At 38.9% G+C, this 18,790-nt stretch carries 22 protein-coding genes, 2 tRNA genes and 1 pseudogene; 19 read left to right on the top strand and 6 right to left on the bottom strand.

Going from position 1 to position 18,790, the window contains the following annotated elements; all coding sequences use genetic code 11:
• The 4 genes from VQ643_RS09945 to VQ643_RS09930 all read left to right on the top strand — a co-directional run.
• Window positions 1-171, top strand: a 171-nt coding sequence (locus VQ643_RS09945) for an integrase core domain-containing protein (protein ID WP_414199618.1), incomplete at its 5' end; no start/stop codon positions are given.
• A 197-nt stretch (window positions 172-368) separates the two neighbouring features.
• On the top strand, window positions 369-686 hold the full coding sequence (locus VQ643_RS09940; protein ID WP_414199617.1) for a hypothetical protein: 318 nt from the start codon (window positions 369-371) through the stop codon (window positions 684-686).
• A gap of 632 nt (window positions 687-1,318) precedes the next feature.
• Complete coding sequence (locus tag VQ643_RS09935; protein WP_414199616.1) at window positions 1,319-1,576, top strand: hypothetical protein; 258 nt, start codon at window positions 1,319-1,321, stop codon at window positions 1,574-1,576.
• Between the two features lie 174 nt (window positions 1,577-1,750).
• Window positions 1,751-2,116: a hypothetical protein gene (locus VQ643_RS09930; protein WP_414199615.1), complete on the top strand. Its 366-nt coding sequence runs from the start codon at window positions 1,751-1,753 to the stop codon at window positions 2,114-2,116.
• 305 nt (window positions 2,117-2,421) lie between these two features.
• On the opposite strand, the gene VQ643_RS09925 is transcribed toward VQ643_RS09930, so the two are convergent.
• A complete protein-coding gene (locus VQ643_RS09925) occupies window positions 2,422-2,718 on the bottom strand; it encodes a transposase (protein ID WP_414199614.1) in 297 nt (98 codons plus the stop codon).
• 449 nt (window positions 2,719-3,167) lie between these two features.
• Here VQ643_RS09925 and VQ643_RS09920 point away from each other — a divergent pair, with 449 nt between their 5' ends.
• From VQ643_RS09920 to VQ643_RS09905, 4 genes and pseudogenes are all read left to right on the top strand, one after another.
• Window positions 3,168-6,077, top strand: a complete 2,910-nt coding sequence (locus tag VQ643_RS09920; RefSeq protein ID WP_414199613.1) for an autotransporter domain-containing protein — start codon at window positions 3,168-3,170, stop codon at window positions 6,075-6,077.
• A gap of 70 nt (window positions 6,078-6,147) precedes the next feature.
• Window positions 6,148-6,579 carry a lysozyme gene (locus tag VQ643_RS09915; RefSeq protein ID WP_414199612.1) on the top strand — a complete coding sequence of 144 codons (432 nt, stop codon included), beginning with the start codon at window positions 6,148-6,150 and terminating at the stop codon, window positions 6,577-6,579.
• Window positions 6,569-6,895 (top strand): hypothetical protein, encoded by a 327-nt coding sequence (locus VQ643_RS09910; protein WP_414199611.1) that lies wholly within the window; start codon window positions 6,569-6,571, stop codon window positions 6,893-6,895. The genes VQ643_RS09915 and VQ643_RS09910 overlap by 11 nt, the downstream gene beginning before the upstream one ends.
• Window positions 6,865-7,542: pseudogene (locus VQ643_RS09905) on the top strand (tyrosine-type recombinase/integrase); the annotation flags it as partial. The gene VQ643_RS09910 and the pseudogene VQ643_RS09905, both read left to right, overlap by 31 nt.
• A 74-nt stretch (window positions 7,543-7,616) precedes the next feature.
• Here VQ643_RS09905 and VQ643_RS09900 read toward each other — a convergent pair.
• From VQ643_RS09900 to VQ643_RS09890, 3 genes are all read right to left on the bottom strand, one after another.
• A tRNA-Leu gene (locus VQ643_RS09900) sits at window positions 7,617-7,687 on the bottom strand.
• Window positions 7,688-7,915: 228 nt separating this feature from the next.
• A complete protein-coding gene (locus VQ643_RS09895) occupies window positions 7,916-8,446 on the bottom strand; it encodes a hypothetical protein (RefSeq protein ID WP_414199610.1) in 531 nt (176 codons plus the stop codon).
• A 71-nt stretch (window positions 8,447-8,517) separates the two neighbouring features.
• The gene (locus VQ643_RS09890) at window positions 8,518-8,808 is read right to left on the bottom strand and encodes a DNA-binding protein (protein ID WP_414199609.1); all 291 of its coding nucleotides are present in this window, start codon (window positions 8,806-8,808) and stop codon (window positions 8,518-8,520) included.
• 65 nt (window positions 8,809-8,873) lie between these two features.
• On the opposite strand from VQ643_RS09890, the gene VQ643_RS09885 reads away from it, so the two are divergent.
• From VQ643_RS09885 to VQ643_RS09840, 10 genes are all read left to right on the top strand, one after another.
• On the top strand, window positions 8,874-9,137 hold the full coding sequence (locus VQ643_RS09885; RefSeq protein WP_414199608.1) for a helix-turn-helix domain-containing protein: 264 nt from the start codon (window positions 8,874-8,876) through the stop codon (window positions 9,135-9,137).
• A gap of 402 nt (window positions 9,138-9,539) precedes the next feature.
• Window positions 9,540-9,734: a hypothetical protein gene (locus VQ643_RS09880; protein ID WP_414199607.1), complete on the top strand. Its 195-nt coding sequence runs from the start codon at window positions 9,540-9,542 to the stop codon at window positions 9,732-9,734.
• Between the two features lie 659 nt (window positions 9,735-10,393).
• Entirely contained in the window at window positions 10,394-10,714 is a 321-nt protein-coding gene (locus VQ643_RS09875) for a hypothetical protein (RefSeq protein ID WP_414199606.1), read from the top strand.
• 148 nt (window positions 10,715-10,862) lie between these two features.
• Window positions 10,863-11,075, top strand: coding sequence for a hypothetical protein (locus VQ643_RS09870; protein WP_414199605.1), 213 nt, complete (start codon window positions 10,863-10,865; stop codon window positions 11,073-11,075).
• 9 nt (window positions 11,076-11,084) lie between these two features.
• A complete protein-coding gene (locus tag VQ643_RS09865; protein ID WP_414199604.1) occupies window positions 11,085-11,306 on the top strand; it encodes a hypothetical protein in 222 nt (73 codons plus the stop codon).
• Window positions 11,307-11,442: 136 nt separating this feature from the next.
• Window positions 11,443-12,828: a hypothetical protein gene (locus tag VQ643_RS09860; protein ID WP_414199603.1), complete on the top strand. Its 1,386-nt coding sequence runs from the start codon at window positions 11,443-11,445 to the stop codon at window positions 12,826-12,828.
• Window positions 12,828-13,163 carry a DUF2523 family protein gene (locus tag VQ643_RS09855; protein ID WP_414199602.1) on the top strand — a complete coding sequence of 112 codons (336 nt, stop codon included), beginning with the start codon at window positions 12,828-12,830 and terminating at the stop codon, window positions 13,161-13,163. Before VQ643_RS09860 ends, VQ643_RS09855 begins: the two co-directional genes overlap by 1 nt.
• Before the next feature lies 1 nt (window position 13,164).
• Window positions 13,165-14,406 (top strand): zonular occludens toxin domain-containing protein, encoded by a 1,242-nt coding sequence (locus VQ643_RS09850; RefSeq protein WP_414199601.1) that lies wholly within the window; start codon window positions 13,165-13,167, stop codon window positions 14,404-14,406.
• A gap of 147 nt (window positions 14,407-14,553) precedes the next feature.
• Window positions 14,554-15,825 carry a hypothetical protein gene (locus VQ643_RS09845; protein WP_414199600.1) on the top strand — a complete coding sequence of 424 codons (1,272 nt, stop codon included), beginning with the start codon at window positions 14,554-14,556 and terminating at the stop codon, window positions 15,823-15,825.
• Window positions 15,822-16,793, top strand: coding sequence for a tyrosine-type recombinase/integrase (locus tag VQ643_RS09840; protein WP_414199599.1), 972 nt, complete (start codon window positions 15,822-15,824; stop codon window positions 16,791-16,793). The genes VQ643_RS09845 and VQ643_RS09840 overlap by 4 nt, the downstream gene beginning before the upstream one ends.
• Before the next feature lie 74 nt (window positions 16,794-16,867).
• Here the strand turns inward: VQ643_RS09840 and VQ643_RS09835 are convergent.
• Window positions 16,868-16,944 (bottom strand) — tRNA-Met (locus VQ643_RS09835).
• A 689-nt stretch (window positions 16,945-17,633) separates the two neighbouring features.
• Between VQ643_RS09835 and VQ643_RS09830 the strand changes: the two genes are divergently transcribed.
• A complete protein-coding gene (locus tag VQ643_RS09830) occupies window positions 17,634-18,338 on the top strand; it encodes a hypothetical protein (protein WP_414199598.1) in 705 nt (234 codons plus the stop codon).
• A 35-nt stretch (window positions 18,339-18,373) separates the two neighbouring features.
• Here VQ643_RS09830 and VQ643_RS09825 read toward each other — a convergent pair whose 3' ends face one another.
• Window positions 18,374-18,790 (bottom strand): DUF2069 domain-containing protein, encoded by a 417-nt coding sequence (locus VQ643_RS09825; RefSeq protein ID WP_414199597.1) that lies wholly within the window; start codon window positions 18,788-18,790, stop codon window positions 18,374-18,376.

Raw genomic sequence — 18,790 nt, 5'->3', positions numbered from 1 at the left:
GTTGAGCGTTTTAACCGAACAGTGCGTCATGAATGGTTAGATTTAAACATCTTTGACAGCATTGAACAGGCTCAAGAACTTGCTACACAATGGCTTTGGAGTTATAACAACGAACGCCCTCACACTGCTATCGGAGGAGTACCGCCAAGGCAGCTATTACAGGCAGCTTAAATTCTACAGATGAGCACTGTGGAAAATGGGGGGATTACAGTTTTACTCAGAGATATCTTTGTATTGTTTTTACTGTATTGAAATCACTGCAGTGGTAGTATTTTATATAATAGTTCACATTATTGTATATTAAATCTATACTGTGCTAGGTTTTATTTAGTCATTTGCTATAGTTTCCACTAGTGAAAGGAAACTTTATGAAAAAAATACTCTTTATCTTGATTGGGATTATCATAACACAGGCTAGCCTAGCAGATGAGCGCTGTGATATCTGGTTAGAAACAGCACAGTCAGTAATGGCTGCAAGGCAAAAAGGAGTATCAATTACTAACTTAATGGCCTTGGTTGATAAGAATGACGATGGTACAGTAAAGGTAGCTATTAATGTTGATGCCATTAAAAAGATGATTGTAGATGCCTATAACTCACCACTGAAAAGCTCTGATCAGGAGAGGAAAGAGCTAATGGTGGAGTTTGGTAATAAGTACTATCTAGTTTGTTTTAATGATACCTAGAATTAAATTTTGGTCGTGTTTTTTTACTTCTTGTATAATAAGACGTTGAAAAATTTAGGTAACAAATTTACTTGCATCTAGAAATAAACCTGCTAGATTTTAGATAGATTGGCGGTTTTGTAAAACCTTGTTGTATCTTTAATCCCCGTTCTAAGCGGGGATTTTTTTATTATATTTGTAAATGGACTATAGTGAGAGTATCTACTCAGAACTGTAACTAATTCAGCAAAATTTACTTAGAGGAAAAGATGGCAACAATTATCCGGAATGAGCTGGCATACTGTATATGTTGCAAAAAGCAGACAAGACAGTTTAGCGAGGAAAATAGTAATGCAGTATCTTATTTACTGAACGTCCCTCTTGCGATTCTTACATTTGGTGTGTGGATCCTTGTTGTTTGGTACTATCGTTCTACTACAGGATCTTTGTTAAAGTGGCGCTGTGTAGAATGCGGGACTATGAATAAATAGTTATTTTTATTTAATATTGAGTTTTAATAGAGCATAAATTATGCGGCAGCAGTATCATTTTAGAGTTGTTGAAGGACGTACTTATATTTGGAATGTCAATAAAATCGTTGATAAATAAAAGACGATTCCAATAAAAAATATTATGCTTTCAGATGTAAAAAATTGAATGAATATTATTGTTTTAATACAATTGATGAAGTTACTTGTAATAGTATTATTGAACATATAAAGTTAGTTAATCAAGCAGATTTAGCTTATCCTATTATTTTATGTTCAGAGGGTAGATTAATTGATGGTATGCATCGTATTGTGAAGGCTATTTTACTAGGCTTAACTCATATTGAAGCTATACAGTTCAGCCACCCTATAGCTCCTGACTACATAGATGTTAATCCTGAAGACTTACCTTATGATAAGTAAATACTAAGTGCCTACCGATAATCTATTAGCATTAGTAAGTTCTATTGAAAAATTAAAGGAGAAGTTTTTTAGCCTAAGTCAGCAAATCAGTAGTATGAACCTTGTATAGTGCCCTTTTTGCATATAATCACAGTTATGCTGAGGGTTCAGCATACTGGTAATCTAGGGGGTATTATGTCTGCTACAAGCAATGCGGTTGAAGTTGGAAAAGTAGTATATGCTTTCGAAGGAGATTTGGGCGCAACGGTTTGGCTGTTGCGTTACGATACAAAAGAGAACAATAAAGCGTTAATTCAAATTATGTTTGTAGATAATGAGCTAAATGGAAAAATAATTTTAGCAGAGGTAGACGAAACGCAAAAACATAAACACTATGTAATTCAATTAAATAATAAACCGCACAGCTTGTTGATTCAAGATAAAAATAAAATAGAGTTATTTCTTCCCGGTGAGCAATCAAATTTAGATTTAGTCTATAATAAAAATTTATCAAGAGCAGGAAATCCTCAAGCATTTTTGGCTGAGTATGAATCTCAGTAATTTTAGCCAACAACAAATAAGGTTAGAGGTGTTCTAGTTAGTTTGTATTATAATTTCTTGTAAATACCTAAACTTTATTTGACCTTCATTCAAGTTGAGCGGCACAACCAAGATCAGATTTTTGCATTATGCCGTCTTCTTTGCATATGCAGAAGGCGGCCTATAGTGTTTAACCAAAGGCAGTAAGCGTTGATCATCCTTGTAACGCTTGCTCTCTGGCGTTTTAACCCAAGCGTAATAGCTGCTGTGGTGAACACGCATCACCTTGCAAACTAGGCGCACAGGATAACGGTGGCAACGAGATTTTATGAATGCGTACCGTTCTTTGACTCGCTGGCAAAGAACACGGCGGCCTCCTTTAAGATGTTGCGCTCTTGCTCAACACGCTTCAGTTCGCGCTTTAAACGAGCGATCTCAGCCTGTAAATCATTATCTTTCAGTCGTTTTTTAACCGGTTTGGAAAAGATCTTAATCCAGTTGTATAGCGTCTTATCACTGATGCCTAAGCGCTTAGCAACGTCTACAACAGCATAACCATGGAGGGGCACTTGGTTGACAGCTTCTTGCTTAAACTCATCTGAATAACGGTAGCCTTTGCTCATGTTTAACCCCTTGTGGTTGTTCATCTTTTTACCATAAAAAGTGTCGGGGTTAGTCAGGCCTTATCATACATCTATATGTTCAGCATCATCTAAAAGTAATTCAACAACATATTTTTTAGCTGCCAATTTAGCTAAGCCTCGACGTCCAAATTCCATAAATAATCCTTAAATTTACTCGTAGCTGTGGATTTTTTATCCAGTAAAAAGGATAGGCCAGATAAAGCAATACAGAAAATACTATCATTACAAATAGTAATGAGACAGTCACAAAAACTGTGACTCAATTATGACGAAAAGATAAAGTTAGAAGTTAGACACATTTCGCACTAAACAGGTCAGGTATTCTATTAATAAAGCCCAAAGGCTTAACCATCAAACCTTAAGGACTTATTAGCAGCACGACTAGGATTGTCGATATGTTGTACAGCACTATGCTGCAGGAATTATCAATGCGCCTGAATACTAGAAAAACTACTCAAACAAACACTCTATTTAAAAAGACAGCATTAGCCTCTGCTGTATTGTTAACATTGTTTAGCACAGCCAGTTTTGCACAAGATGTTTATGACGGCAGCCAACCTTTAACCGATAGCTCAACCGTAGCGGGCAACCTAGAGCACCTAGTTGGTGCTGGTGATGGTGTTCTTATAGATGGTAATGGCGCTGATTTATTGATCGATAACAGCACGGCTAATACGCCTAAATTTGTGGTGGGTGGCTATGCTGGTTTATTGGGTAGTGGGCAGGATAGTGCCACAGTTAATGGCAATAAAATTACCATCGAGAAAGGTAATATTGATGGCAATGTTTATGGTGGGTTGGCACACCATACAGAGGTTATTCCCACAAAAATATACGAGGAACCATTACCTGACAACACAGGTAATATTCCTGCAGCGACATATTTTAAGAATCAAATTTTAGGGAAAACTACTCAAAGTAATTCAAATGAAGTGAACTTAATAAGTAACAGCACGGTTAAGGTGGATGGGAATATATATGCAGGAAGTAATAATTTTCAAATCATAATAGGTGATGTTAGTGCAGAAAACGTAATAAAGTCTGGAGTGGATAGCAGTATAAAGTCTGTAGCATCTTTTAATTTTAATTCAAAAAACTCAAACAATAGTTTTGAGTCTAATAATAATAAAATTAGTATTGCTGGGAATTCTGGGCATAAGATCAATAATATTACTTCAGGAAGTACAACGCTTCAGTATGAAGTTGGCTCTATAACGAGTGGTGAAACAACCTCGAAAATTACTGGTATAGGTGATCCAGCAGCTTATAGTAATATAATAATTATTGCAGAGTTTTCTAATAATAAACTTTTCAGTAATGAGAACGCAATTTTTATTAAAGGGAATGGCCATACTTTTAATAATATTAGCTCAGGCAACGCCACATTTATCGCTAAAATTGGAGATATTACTGCAAAAACAGCAACATCATTATCTCCAGATGATCTTGCAGCTGAAAAAGGTGACTCTAAAGTAACTTCAGTTTTTAATGCTAAAGGAAATTACCTAACAGTCAATGATAATAAAATAAAAATAGAAGGCGATGGTCATACGTTTAATAATATTTCTGCGGGTTCTGCTGTTTTTAATGTATCTATTGGAGATACTCAGGCGGGTCAAGTTATACACACTAATGAGGTTATTAATAGTAATTCTTTACTTACATTTAATGTTATTGATAGTATTACAGAAGTCAATGGAAATGAAATTGACTTGCAAGGAAGTTCAAATGTTAAAGGTAGTTTGTATGGGGGGTATGTTGACTTTAATATTAGTAGTGGTACATCAAAAAAAGCAGATAGTACTAAAGGGGCTGAGACGATTAAAGTTACAGGTCACCAAGTTAAAGCCATTGATAACACTATTACTATTAACGGTAGCCATAAAATAAATAGCACCCAAAGCGATATTTATGGTGGTTATTTAGGTTATAACGAAAAATCAGGCATAAAACCTGATGTTTATGATGTATTCACAGGCAACACCTTAAATTACAACAACAAGCAATCCATTACCATTGGCACGCTGGCTAACTTCCAAAATTATAACTTCACCATTAATCCAGAAATGGGTGATAAAAATGTAGCGCTGATTAATGCAGAGCGCATAGTGTTAGGTTCTAATATTGATAACGTGAAAAATGCGGATGGCACAACCAAAGACATTGCTTCTGATATTAAAGTCGTCGGCATTAACTCAGGTAAATTAGTAGCGACAGATACCCAATTTATTTTAATGAATGCCAAAAGTTTGGAAGGCAAAGGGGAAGGCTATCTTTCATCAGGCCTTGCTCAACAAGGTATTTCTTTGTTGTATGACGTAGAAACCAGCATCGATGGTAATAAAGTCATAGCCACTATTAAAAATGGACATGGCACACGTGGTCCTGGTCCAGAAGAAGGCCCTAAAGTAAATCCACAACTTAAATCATTACTGGAAGGTAACCTGTCGGGCTTAATGCTAGTCACCCGCGGTGCTGATAATATTGCCTACAACACCTTCGCAGCCATTACTGAGCAAAACCAACACAAAGGCTTAGTGCCCTTTATTCAAGCCTCAGGTCATTATGATCGCTACAACAGTGGCTCGCATATTGATGCCAACGGCTCGTTGTTGACTACAGGTTTAAGCTTTCAAGATGAACAATTAACCCTAGCGGGCTTTTTGGAATTAGGCACATCGAACTACGACACCTACAACTCATTCCATAATGCCAATAAAGTACATGGCAAAGGCGATAACCGTTACTACGGCGCAGGTTTATATGGGCAGTTTGACTTTGCCAACGGCGTGTATATCGATGGCTCGTTACGTGGCGGTCGATTAAATACCAAATACTCGACTAGCGATATTCGTAACGCAGCAACGGGCGAATCAGCTGAGTATAAACTCAGAGGAAAATACCTAAGCGCCCATGCTGGCGTTGGTTATGTGTTTGATATCAACAACGATAACCAAATGGATGTATCGCTAAAATACTTATGGACAGAAACTGACAGCCATGACAAAACCGTGGCAGGTGACCCTATCCATTTTGACAAACTCAAATCCAGCCGTTTACGCGCCAATGCAGAAAACAGCTATAAGCTCAATCACGACTGGTCATTGCTAACAGGCTTTGGTGTAGAGCATGAATTTGAAGGCAAAGCCACAGGCACAACCTATGCCGTCTATGGTATTGATTCTCCAAGCGTTAAAGGCACAACAGCGATTGGTACTTTAGGCGTGCGCTTTAACCCAGAAGAAAACAAGCGCCTCACCATCGACTTAAAAGGCAATGCCTACACAGGCAAACGCGACGGCGGCAGTGCGAGTTTGCATGTTAAATATGCGTTCTAATCCAACTTAAATAGTTGTACTACTTAAAACCCGCTTCGGCGGGTTTTTTATTATCTATAGGAAATGAAATATGAAAACCAGCACAGCAGGTATTGCTTTTACTAAAGCGTGGGAAGGCTGCAAGCTCGCAGCTTATCAAGACAGTGTAGGCGTGTGGACAATCGGCTACGGTCACACGCGAACAGCCAAAAAAGGCATGACGATCACGCAGGACCAAGCCGATGTGTTGTTGTTTGAGGATATCGCAGCGCATGAAAAATTCATTGATCGTTACATCAATGTCACGCTATCTCAAGGGCAATACGACGCGCTAAGTAGCTTTGTGTTCAACCTTGGCGGCGGCAACTTACAAAAATCGACACTGCTTAAATATTTAAACGCGCAAGACTATCAAGCTGCTGCTAAACAGTTTGATGTTTGGGTTTATGCAGGTGGGCAAAAGTTAAACGGCTTAGTAAAGCGCCGTGCAGATGAACGTAGGATGTTCGAACATGGTATTTAAAAAACTATTCGGCTGGCTTACAGGTAGTGCTGGGCTCGTGATTTTAGGCGCAGTACTGCTCTGGTTCGGCTTTGCATCGCCCCGTTTAGACTTACTTGCGCAGCAGCTCGATACAGCACTGAGCGAAACAAGAAAGCTGGAATTGCAACAACAAACAGCACAGGCCGAGCTTGATTTTAAGCGCGAGCAAATACGCACATTAGTCGCTAACGAACAGCAATACAGACAGCTACAACAGCAGCTCGACAAACAAGACAAACAGCAACGGCAGCTTATAGAGCAGTACACTGGTCACGCTATCGCCAGCGCAGATTGATAGAGGTAACAGCAAGTGCAGTTAATCATGAGCAGAGTTATATGTCTGCCGTATTTTCTGAACTTATAAAGCTAGGTGCTTTTACTGGTGAGAATCCTTTAGAGGGTATTCGCCAGGTCAAAGTTGATGAAATTGAGCTTAGTTTTTTAGAGCTTGAGCAAATAAAACAGCTACTTAAGCAGTGCCAAGACAGTACAAATAATCATACTTATCCAGTGGCATTGATTTGTTTGGCGACAGGTGCAAGATGGGGCGAAGCTGAAAGTTTACGGTACTCATCTATTCGTCATGGAAAAGTGCATTTTAGCCAAACTAAAAATGGTAAATCTCGTTCTGTGCCTATTCCGCAATACGTTGTTGATGAGGCTTTAAAAGTTGCAGTGCCTGGTAATGGTCGATTATTTCTATCTTGTCGTGCTGCTTTTAGATGTGCTTATGAACGATGTGGTTTTAATACGCCAGGGCAGATGACGCATATTTTGCGGCATACATTCGCAAGCCATTACATGATGGGAGGTGGCGATATTTTAAGTTTGCAGAGAATATTAGGGCATCAAGATATTAAGATGACTATGCGATACTCACATTTGTCACCTGAGCATTTAGATTCAGTTTTGAGGTTATCGCCATTAGCACAAATAGAATAGTCTGCGTTTGGTCTGTTTATAGTCTGGAGGCAATAAAAAAGGGGCTAGCTATTTTGCTAACCCCTTGAAATCATTGGTGGCTACACCGGGACTTGAACCTGGGACATCAGCATTATGAATTATCTGTGTCTATACCTATACAGCCTGATAGCCCAGTAAATAAAGGCTCTTATAATAATTGGGAACAGATAAAAACAGGCTAAAACATTAAAAAGGACTAATTTAGTCACCTGTTTTTAAGCGCATGGAATGCAAGAGCGTTAGTGATCGTTACGCTAGACGCCAAGACCCTAGGCTTGGTTTTCTTGGCTGGTAGTAAATACTATTTATTAGAAGACTTTAGAAAATAGAGCACGTTAAAACGCCCTATGATTTACCATGTTTTTTCTCTTGTGCCATTAACACATTCTTGAACTTCATCATCAATAAGCCCGTTTGGTTTGATGCATTCTTTTACTGATTTTGTTACTCGCATAACTCTGTTATTTGGTCGGTGCTGTGGGCCTTGTAAGCTTTTCATGTTTTGAGGGTCAATTCTTCGAGTCATTGCGTCAGTTAGATCTTGAACTTGTCCGTCTATAAATTTGTTGTATGCATTGTCTTTATCAAGGATTGAATCGTATATATTTCTATCTTGATTTTGTTGTTTTGTATTCTGTGCGTATCTTTGTTGATTGTATTTTTGCTCTTGAGTTTGGCTATATTGTTGATCGTCAATGAATTTTGTATTTAGCATATCAGCAATAGTTTTAGCGCCACGTTCAGGGGCTTTTGTCATGACTGCAAATACGCTGATAATTAAGAACAATCCAGCAAAAGCTAGGCATGTTTTTGTAAGTATTTTGAATATGTTTTTCTTTTTTTTCTTGTTCTCTGTTGAAATTCTATCTTCTTGTGTTGGCATGTCCAATTCCCCAAAACAATATTAACTTTACCGACTACGAAACCAGCGTTCAGCTGCCTTCCTGGTAACTTCTAGCCCGCGTGGTGTTGCGGCAAGTTTTTATTAGCTTCGTCAAAATCAGGGCTTGTTTGTCCAATTTCTGGAGCTATTTGTCCTGATACAAGCCAAAGTGCATAGTTAGGAAATATTTGTACTACTGCAGATATTTCTGCATCACTTAACCTTGCTCGTCCACTTTTTATATTTCCCCAGCGATAACGGTCAATTCCAGTTTCTTTTTCAAACCAAACTGTTGTTCGTTCGTTATTAAATAAAGATATAAGTCTTTCTTTTATCATAGCTAAATATTCTACTAAGTACATTGTACTAAGTTGTTATGAGTGTATACTGTAATCAGTAAATAGTACTGAGTGCAGGAATAAGTAATATGGAACAGTCTGGCGTATTGGGGTTGTCAATTCAAGGTAGTGCTGAACAAATTACAGATTTTAGATCCGCGCCTTTTTGTACGCCTCAAGTATTTGCAGACATGCTTGGGGTTACTAAGGACACCGTTCGCGGTTGGATTGAGAACTCGCATATTCCTACTATCAAAATTGGTCGTCTACGCATTATTAATTTGCATCAGATTAGAAAAGAGATTGACCACGGAAAAACTATCTTTTGCGCTGGGGATTATAACGATGACTAATGTAACGATGACTAATGAATTGTTGTTTTCTGCTTATCTTGAGCTTATCCGAACTGCTCCAACAAAAAAGATACTTAAAAAAATTTTAAATGAAGCAGAGAGTTTTCTTAAATCTTCTTTCATGTTTCAGAGTGATTTTTTGTACTCGTTATACACGGCTTATAACGAAAGATTTGATCAGCTTTGTTTTGTTGATTTTTAATATGCAGAAGATTGCGAAGCTTTTGAATCGTCAACATCAGCTAGATTGCCAGTGTGTTGTTTGTTGGGCGTGGATTCAGCCGTACAAGCTGACGGTTTACGAACAATCTCTACGTTTGATCGCATTAAAAACAATTTACGAATTAAACAAATTTTCAGAATCAGATCTATCAGATCTTCCTGTGCTATTGGAGTTGCAACATGATACCGCCAAGAAAAGTAAACGTAGAAGACAAGGAAAAGCGCTTTTACGTTATAGCCCCGAGTTCAGTTCATCTGGAATTACAGAAAGAAGCGTTTAAACGTGGGACTGATCTTTGGACGTTAGGTGGTGCGGTTTTGAGTGAATGGGTTAAATCAGGTTTTCCTGATCTTTTGCCTAGTAGTAAAAAATAAGTCCCAGCCCGTCACAGTCGCTATCGGTCGCAAAATCGTCAGGCACTGTGCATTAGCAAGCCGCAAGGGCGCTAGCGCTCTGTTTACCCTTGCGGCTTGCTAAGAATAGTGCAGATTTTAAAGCGACCGCAAGCACTGATGACGGCACGGACTAAAACCCCCAGCCCCGAGCAAGAGCAGGAGGGAGCTTAGTTGGAATTTTTTGAGATATTTTTAATAACTTTAGCTGTTCTTTGTCTTAGTTTTTTAATTTTATGGGATATTTTTTTCGGAGATCGTTAAGTCAAGTAAACGTGGAATAAATCTGGCTTTAGACAGGTTTTATGCCGCGAAAGTTACTTGACTCTGCAGGGGTTAAATAGCCTCCGCAAGGGGAGATGGGAAGCGCTTTACCTCCCATCACCCCGAGCACACCGCGGCAGGTGTGGGATGACAAGGGCAAAGCCCTTGGTGTTGCGTTAGGGATCGTTACCCGTAAGGGCGGAGACCTTAGGCTCCGTTTATGAAGTAAATAGAGCCCGTTAAAACGCCCAGATTTTAATTAAAAGTTTAAATCAACATTATTAGTTGATGGATAGCTTTTAACTTAAAAAGTAGAAATAAGAGTAATTAACTTAAATATATAAGCGAATAAAAGCTTATTAAATGGAGAGAATAAAATGGCTCGTTTAATTATGGAAGCACCAATTTTAGGTGTACAAGTTACTAAAGTTGATGACAAGGTTTATGCAAAAGTTTTTGTTGGCGAAGAGCCTGATGGTATTACAGAAGCGGTTAGTTCAATTATGGCAATGCCGATTCTTGAGGGTCATGCAGATGAGGTTTTTGCAGCTTCTAAAGATTTAGAACTGGGCGAGTTATGTCGTTTTCACATTGAAACTAGCCGTGGTGGGAAACAAACGGTACGTAATGACGTTTATAAAGTTGAGCCAGTGAATAAATCACTAGGTAAATCACAACCTCAACCAGCTAAAGGTTAGTAATGCGTTTTCTTGCCTTTCTAGTTTTTTGCTCTGTTTTGTTTGCTTTAGGTGCATTACAGGGAGCTTTAGATTCTTGGAAGTCTTTTGAGGTTTATTGCTTTCAAAGTGGCAATTGCAATCAAGCATTAGATTCTGGAATAGATCAATGGCAGATACAGCAAGAGAATACATTTTAGTTTGTAAAGAATTTAACGGTTCAAACTGCACTAATGAAGTTTGGACTGTTAAAGAAGACATAAGCAGCTTCTTTGTTTTTAACAAACAAGATTTTGCTTATGGCTTCAGTGGGATTCTAAGTCTATTCGCTATTGGATTTGGAGTCGGTGTAATTATGTCAATACTTAAAAAAGCACGTTAGGAGTGTTTTATGCAAAAGTTAAAAAACTTGTTCCGTAATGGCTGCATCGCAGCAACTGGCGCAGCTATCGCAGCTCCAGCAATGGCAGCCGACAGCTTTGTTGACGCAGATGTACTGTCTACGATCACTCAAGCTGGCACTGATGGCGGGAACGTAGGTAAAGCAATTATCGCTGCTGTTGTAGTGATTGTTGTTATGTCAATCGTGATGGCTGTAATGCGCAAAGCCTAATGTTTGGCTTTCTGCTCGGATGTACGTGTGCTTTAGTTTTAATTACTGGCATACGTACAGGTCAGTTCGCTTAGTCCTCATCAGAGGCGGCAACAAATAAACCCGCTTCGGCGGGTTTTTTTATTGGAGCGTGAAAGTGCGTTATTTAATTTTGTTTATTAGTTTATTTAGTACAGCAAGTTTTGCAGCTGATTACGTGTGGTCTGGTGCTGGTTTTCCTATTCCTCGCGCTTCTTCAGCATCAGCGCTTTGTGATTCATTTGTTGGTTCTGGTCTTTATTGTTCTACGTGTAAAGTAACAAGTGTTTCATTATCTTTTCACTCTGCTACTAGTGCTTCTTGTACTCCTACGGTTTTTGATTCCCAGTCCGAGCAGTCTACGACTCTTAGAAGCTACGGTATGACTAGAAACGGTGATAGTTGCCCTGCGGGTACTGAATACAACGAAAAAACAGGTGGTTGCGAGAAGAAAGAAGAACATAAAAAATGTCAGGTTGGTTCTCCTGTTCGCAAGCCGATAGAGTGTGATTTTCAAGCAGGTTTTGCTCTTTGCCCTAATTACGCTTCTTACGATAACTGTGAGTACATTGGCGCAGGTAATATGAAGTGCATTGCTTTAGATGATAAAACATCAATTTGCTTACAAGATTGGATAGGTACAGGTAAAGAGACTGATAAGCCTAAAGATGATTTGGGCGGAGACTTTGACGATAAAGAAGCAAAAGATTGTAGAAAAGTAGTTGATGCTGAAGGGCGTCATTTAATGGACTGCAATCCAACCGAAGATCCCGACAATTCAAAATGTGGCAATATGCCTGGCTATGTTTGGAGTGGTACTACTTGCGTTCGTGATCCAAACTCTCCTGATAATCGTATTTGTGACTATGTTGATGGCCAGCTTGAGTGTGTTAACCCAAAAGATCCAACACAAAAAATAGACCCAAACTCTCCAGATCACCCATTGAATGGCGGTAATGCTGATGGTAATGATAAAAATGATCCCCAATCTAATGGCAATAATAATACATCTCAAAATGCACATGACCCACTAACGAACCAAACAGCTCATGAAATTGGTAAAGATTTAGGAGCTAAATTAGACGAAACAAATCGGTTGCTCGGTGAAATAAAAGATAAAGGTGTTGGTGGCGGGGGTGGTGGTGGTAAAGGTGATGGTGATAGTGATGCTGGCGATGGGGGAAAACTAACTAAGCCTGTGCAAGGTAGCTTTGATAAGCCTATTAGTGAAGCTGATACCTTGATTGAAGATTTAAAGGGGCAAAGCCTTGAGTTTTCAGAAAAATTTAAGAAGCTTGCTAAGGGGGCTTTAGATATAAAACTTCCTAACTCAGACGGAAAGTTGCCTGTTTCTGATTTCACTATTAGCTCTTTAGGTGGTTCAAGTTCATTCACACTTGATCTAGGAATATTCTCAATTGAATTAACTATTCTTCGTTCAGTAATGCTTTTTATTGCTGCGATTATTGCTGTGCTTATTATTTTTGGTAGAGGTAAAGACTAATGGATTCTATATTAGAGTTTATACAAGCAGCTTGGGATTGGTTATATAGTGGTATATATGACTTTGTAGTTGCAGCTTTTGTATTGCTAACTAAATATTTCGCTATTGCTTATTTTAAAATGCAGCTTTTCTTACTTGAAATTGCTTATACAGCTTTTAGTGAAATTGTGGATGCTTTGAAAATAGGACAATTTATAAATAGTCATTATTCAAAATTAGATCCCGAGGTTAGATCAGGGCTTTCATTTTTTGGTATACCAGAAGCTTTTAATATTATTTTTAGTGCCTGCGGTACGCGTCTTGCAATGAAGTTTGTTCCATTTATAGGGCGTTAATATGGCTATTAAAATACATCACGGTCCAAATGGTTCTTATAAAACATCGGGTGCAATTCAAGATGATGCTGTTCCTGCATTAAAAGCTGGTCGTGTCATTGTTACTAATATACGTGGCTTTACGCTTGATCGTTGTTATACGGTTTTTCCAGATTTGCCTGATACAGCAGAAATAATAAATTTAGATTTGGAAGATTTGGAAGATCTAGAAAAAATGCGGACTTGGATGCACTGGGTGCCGCAGGGGGCTTTCATTATTTTTGATGAAACGCAGCTTTTATTTCCTAAATCATGGCGTGAAAAAGATTTAGAGCAATTTGAGTTTAAGGGTGGTCCAGAAGCAGCAAAGGAAGCAAACAGACCTTTTAACTGGCTTGATGCCTGGACACGTCACCGCCATTTTGGCTGGGATATTGTTTTAACTACACCGAATATTTCATATATCCGTGATGACATTCGCATGACATGTGAGATGGCATATCGGCATTCAAATCTTGCCGTTATCGGCATTAAAGGGCGCTATAAGGAGTCGCAGCATGACGCACAGCTCAACAGACCCCCAGCTGATGGAACAATCATCGAATATAAAAAAATCAAACAAGAAACCTTCAAACTCTATCAGTCAACAGCCACAGGGCAGGTTAGAGACACGTTCGCAGGTAAAAGTTTGCTCAGGTCGCCTAAGCTTCTTTTACTATTATTGGTTCTTGCCTACCTTATATACAGTTTTTTTACTTCCGAGGGAGGTAGTTTACTTTCTTCTGAATCTGCCCCTAGTTCGCCCAGCGTTGAGGTTGGTTCTACATCTGTTAAAGAAATTACTTCTACTCGTTTTGAGAATAGTAAAAGTAGTAATAGTTTGGGCAGTATTGATGGTGCTTTTCAGCAAGTGTCTAATTTGGATATTAACGTAGATCATCCGTTTAAGGGCCATAAAATCCAGATTGTTGGCAGGCTTGTTATGCAAGGTAAAGGCAGCCTTTACTCGTTCGCTATCACGCCCCCTGAATCTGAGGGCGCATTTATGCTAAATAGCTATCAAATGCTTGAATCAGGTTATGTTGTTAAGCCCGCTGGCGACTGTGTTGCTAAAGTTATTTATCAAGGTGTTGAGCAATTTGTTACATGCAAAGGTAAAGACGTTAATCAACCTGCACCTGAAAAATATGTTCATGTTCCTGAAGAAGAAAAAGAAACAAAGCTGACAGTAATACCTTATCAAAAAGGCAAATTTTTGTGGTGAACGTGAAATTAGCGCAAGCGAGGAACGGCTTGTCTCGGAGTGACGAGCGTAGCGCTAATTTCTCGATGACGTCCCTGTAACACGTCATATAAACCAGTAAGAAAAACCATATCAAGCCATATAGTTACATGAATAAGAGAGATAATGATGAGTAAGCCAGTACATCAGTTGCGATTAGATCATGACTGTAAAGCAGATAGCTTTGGTCGTTTGTTTTTTCATCCTAGAACAGCAGCTCTTACAGATTTAAGTGATGTAAAACTATTGCGTTGTGCTGTTGATACAGTTCGCCAGCTTTATCGTGGGCGCATTCGTGCAGAAGTATTTGAGTTGTTTGAAAACTCAGGTTTTGTGAGTTTTGCTGATCATATTTGGCACGCAGGTAGAATTGGGCGTGATTCAGGCTATCAATACAGGCTACAAAATGCAGACCTAGGCATAATTTTGCTGATTAAAAATTACAATGTAAAAGAAGTAGATACAGGACCTCATTTAAAAATTGAAGTATCACCGCATACGATCGAAAGTCATAGACCTGAAAGTCTTCAAAAATTATTAGATGGCTTGGCTAATGCTGTACTGGCGGACGCTGAACCTAACCAATGTGCTGTACATATTGCACTTGATGTACAAGGCTGGAAACCTCCTCAAGATACAGTGCAACGCATGCAGTGCCGCTCTAGACGTGTTCGTGATATCAGTGGAATTGATAGTATTGAATGGTCGCGTTCTGCGTCTGTGTATGGGCTAGGTGAGACTTATATGTTTGGTGCACCTAATGGCGTGCAGTTAGCTATTTACAACAAATCGAAGCAAGCCAAAGTTATTGATAAATTAGATTTTTGGGAGTCGCTTTGGAATCAAGCCTATGCTGATTTTGATACACCTTTATATGATGATGGGCAGGATGTTTGGCGTATTGAACTGCGCTATCACCATACAATTATTCAGCAATTTGCAGAGGGTTCCGCTAATACTAAAACAGGCGAAATCATAGGCACTAAGACATTTTTAGAGCTCACACCGCATCTTGATGGGCTTTGGCAATATGGTTTTGAGGCATTTAAGTTATTAAAAGATTCACAAACCTTTGATGCAGCTTGGACATTGTTTGCTAATGATGCTCATGTGGAAACAGGCTATGACTCATTACTTGATGAAACTGAATACAAGCGTTACTACAAAACTGCAGCAGGATTTACTGGTAAAAATGTTGAATTATTTATGGGTAACTTTGTTTCCTTATTGGCTAGGGAAAAAGTAGGGGCGCAAAAGGCATTTGATCGTTTAAAAGAATGGGAATGCTGGGAGGTTATTCGGGATCATTTTGCAGAAAAGGGTAAAACTGAACGTGATATCTATAAATGGATAAGTGAAAAGCTAAGGGAGCGTGTAGTTCGTTGGGGTAAAGCTGTATGACTGCTCGCAAAGATGGAAAATCTTGGACTGCGGATTTTTATTTTGCAGGTAAACGTATTCGTAAAAAAGGTTTTTCAACAAAGTCAGCAGCTTTGCGTTATGAGCAGGACTATACAAAAAGTCTTAAAACAGTTGGACGCCCATTAGATGATCGACTTTCTAACTTAGTTGAGCTTTGGCATGAGTTGCATGGTTGTACATTAAAGGATGAAAAAACACGTTTAGCTAGAACGTTAGCGATATGTGATCGTTTAGGTGATCCGTTAGTTTCTGATTTTACAGCATTACACTGGTCACGCTATCGCCAGCGCAGATTGATAGAGGTAACAGCAAGTACAGTTAATCATGAGCAACGTTATATGTCTGCCGTATTTTCTGAACTTATAAGGCTAGGTGCTTTTACTGGTGAGAATCCTCTAGAGGGTATTCGCCAGGTCAAAGTTGATGAAATTGAGCTTAGTTTTTTAGAGCTTGAGCAAATAAAAGAGCTACTTAAGCAGTGCCAGGACAGCACAAATAATCATACCTATCCAGTGGCATTGATTTGTTTGGCGACAGGTGCAAGATGGGGCGAAGCTGAAAGTTTACGGTACTCATCTATTCGTCATGGAAAAGTGCATTTTAGCCAAACTAAAAATGGTAAATCTCGTTCTGTGCCTATTCCGCAATATGTTGTTGATGAGGCTTTAAAAGTTGCAGTGCCTGGTAATGGTCGATTATTTCTATCTTGTCGTGCTGCTTTTAGATGTGCTTATGAACGATGTGGTTTTAATACGCCAGGGCAGATGACGCATATTTTGCGGCATACATTCGCAAGCCATTACATGATGGGAGGTGGCGATATTTTAAGTTTGCAGAGAATATTAGGGCATCAAGATATTAAGATGACTATGCGATATTCACATTTATCACCTGAGCATTTGGATTCAGTTTTGAAGTTATCACCATTAGCACAAATTTCACGATAGTCACTTTTTAGTCACTTCATGGTCACTAGGCAATAAAAAAGGGGATAGCTATTTTGCTAACCCCTTGAAATCGTTGGTGGCTACACCGGGACTTGAACCTGGGACATCAGCATTATGAATGCTGCGCTCTAACCAACTGAGCTATGTAGCCAACGTGGCGCGCATTATTATGAAAAAAAGGTTAGCTGTCAACACTTTAGCTAAAATAAATGATAAAAAACTAAATTTTTAGGCGGTCATGCTTTAGCTAGCATGAGTGCGTACATGCTTAAGGAGAAATAATGAATAAAGGTATCTTTTTATAGGGCGCCTTAGCGATGAGTCATGATAGCTAGTATCGCTATCTAGTTAACTTAGAGAGCTAGGTCTGAAGGGGGCTATGTTGTTTGTGCTAAAGCCCTAGGTTTGTAGCAAAGAGAGAGGCATTTTAGCCTCTTTGGGCATCTGCGCCTAATGAGTTGAGATTTCTCATTCTATAAAGCTGCTGACAACTAGGAGTCGCACTACAGAGCTAGCTAAGAAAATGCTCCAGAATACTTATGAGAAAGCTAGGAGCCTATTTAGTAAGCAGTATTGATACGTATAATACTGGTATCCATCAACAACAGAAGAGTCCAGTGATGGTTTGTATTGGAACCTATATGCAACCTACTGTATAGGTACTAATCTGCTATTTTTCTAAATAGATCTTAAGGTGGCGGCTTCTAGGTGAAAATTTGGCCAAAGCAAAGAATCAGGAGTAAAAACATTTCATTAAGTTTAGATTTGCATCATATTTTTTCTGAGCACTTAGCTTAATCTAGATTCCATATAGAGTACTTGCTAGCTAGGATACAATAGATGGGAATTGCTTTCCTTGAAACTATGTCTGCACAAATGCCAGTTGTTTTAGGTGAACTGGAGCCTATTTGCATGCATAAGACGGCTATGGGTACTGCGTTGAAACTGCGCTCATTTCGACCATATCAGCAGTTTGATTTACCTTCCCATAGCCTGATTGCTTTACGCTTTTCTAAGCAGCAACGTCATTTTTTAACGGCGCCAATTCAACAGCATATTTCTAGCCAAAATATCTCTAATAATCTGTCATTGACTGCTTGCTCTAGTAGCACTTTGGCTTATGTCAATTTTTATATGGAACTGCTCACTGATTGGCGCCAGCATACCTATCATTATCATTGGCGTAACTTGAGTGAGCCAGAAAAAGCCATATGGCTTGAGTTAGCTTTATTGGAGCAGGGTGTTCAAGAAAAATGCTTGTTACAGGATGTGATAGTTGATTGTAATTGGATTAACTCTAAGCAAGACCTATTTTGCTATATGGGTGAGGTTTTGATAGGGGAGCGTTGCTATGTTGGGCGAGACTTAGGTGGTTTAGAGGACTGTCTGATGGATCTTGAGTTTAAGCCCAATTTTTCAATCACCTTTAAAAATAGTGAGCGACTAACTGAACTGACTAAGGATAACCAGGATGAGCAAGATTTCCTTAATCAGTTTTATAATGTGCTATATGAAACAGGAAATATTCGTTTGCACTTGAATTAACAGCAATCTTTAAACACGGTTGTTAATTGATAAAGCTATTCACCATTGTGTTTGCGAATCAGCTGATATTTCCAGCGAATATAGTACATAGCGCTAATGAAGAAACCAGTCGTAATCAATGTTTCTGCTACGCCAATCCATTGTTTTTGTGGCTCCATAAGCATCCAAACACCTTCAAGAAAGTGCAATAAAATAGCAAAGCAGGCCCATGAATAAGCATAAGGGCTGCCTTTTAATATGCCTGGCAAAACAAGTATTAGTGGTATGCTTTCATACGCAATTAATGCCCACACCTGTTTGTTGTAGTGATCAACTAAAAAAATATTCCAGTAGCTAAGTAGCGTGATTAACGCAAACAGAAAGATTATGGCGACTAAATGTGCTTTACGTGCCCGAGGTTCTAACCACTCAATGCTGGGTAAAGGTTTTTTAGCTTTATTGGTGTAACCCAC

This window comes from Pseudomonas sp. F1_0610, from assembly GCF_047470865.1.
Classification (GTDB): domain Bacteria; phylum Pseudomonadota; class Gammaproteobacteria; order Pseudomonadales; family Pseudomonadaceae; genus JAZDRH01.
This window is presented reverse-complemented; position numbering and strand designations above follow the sequence as displayed.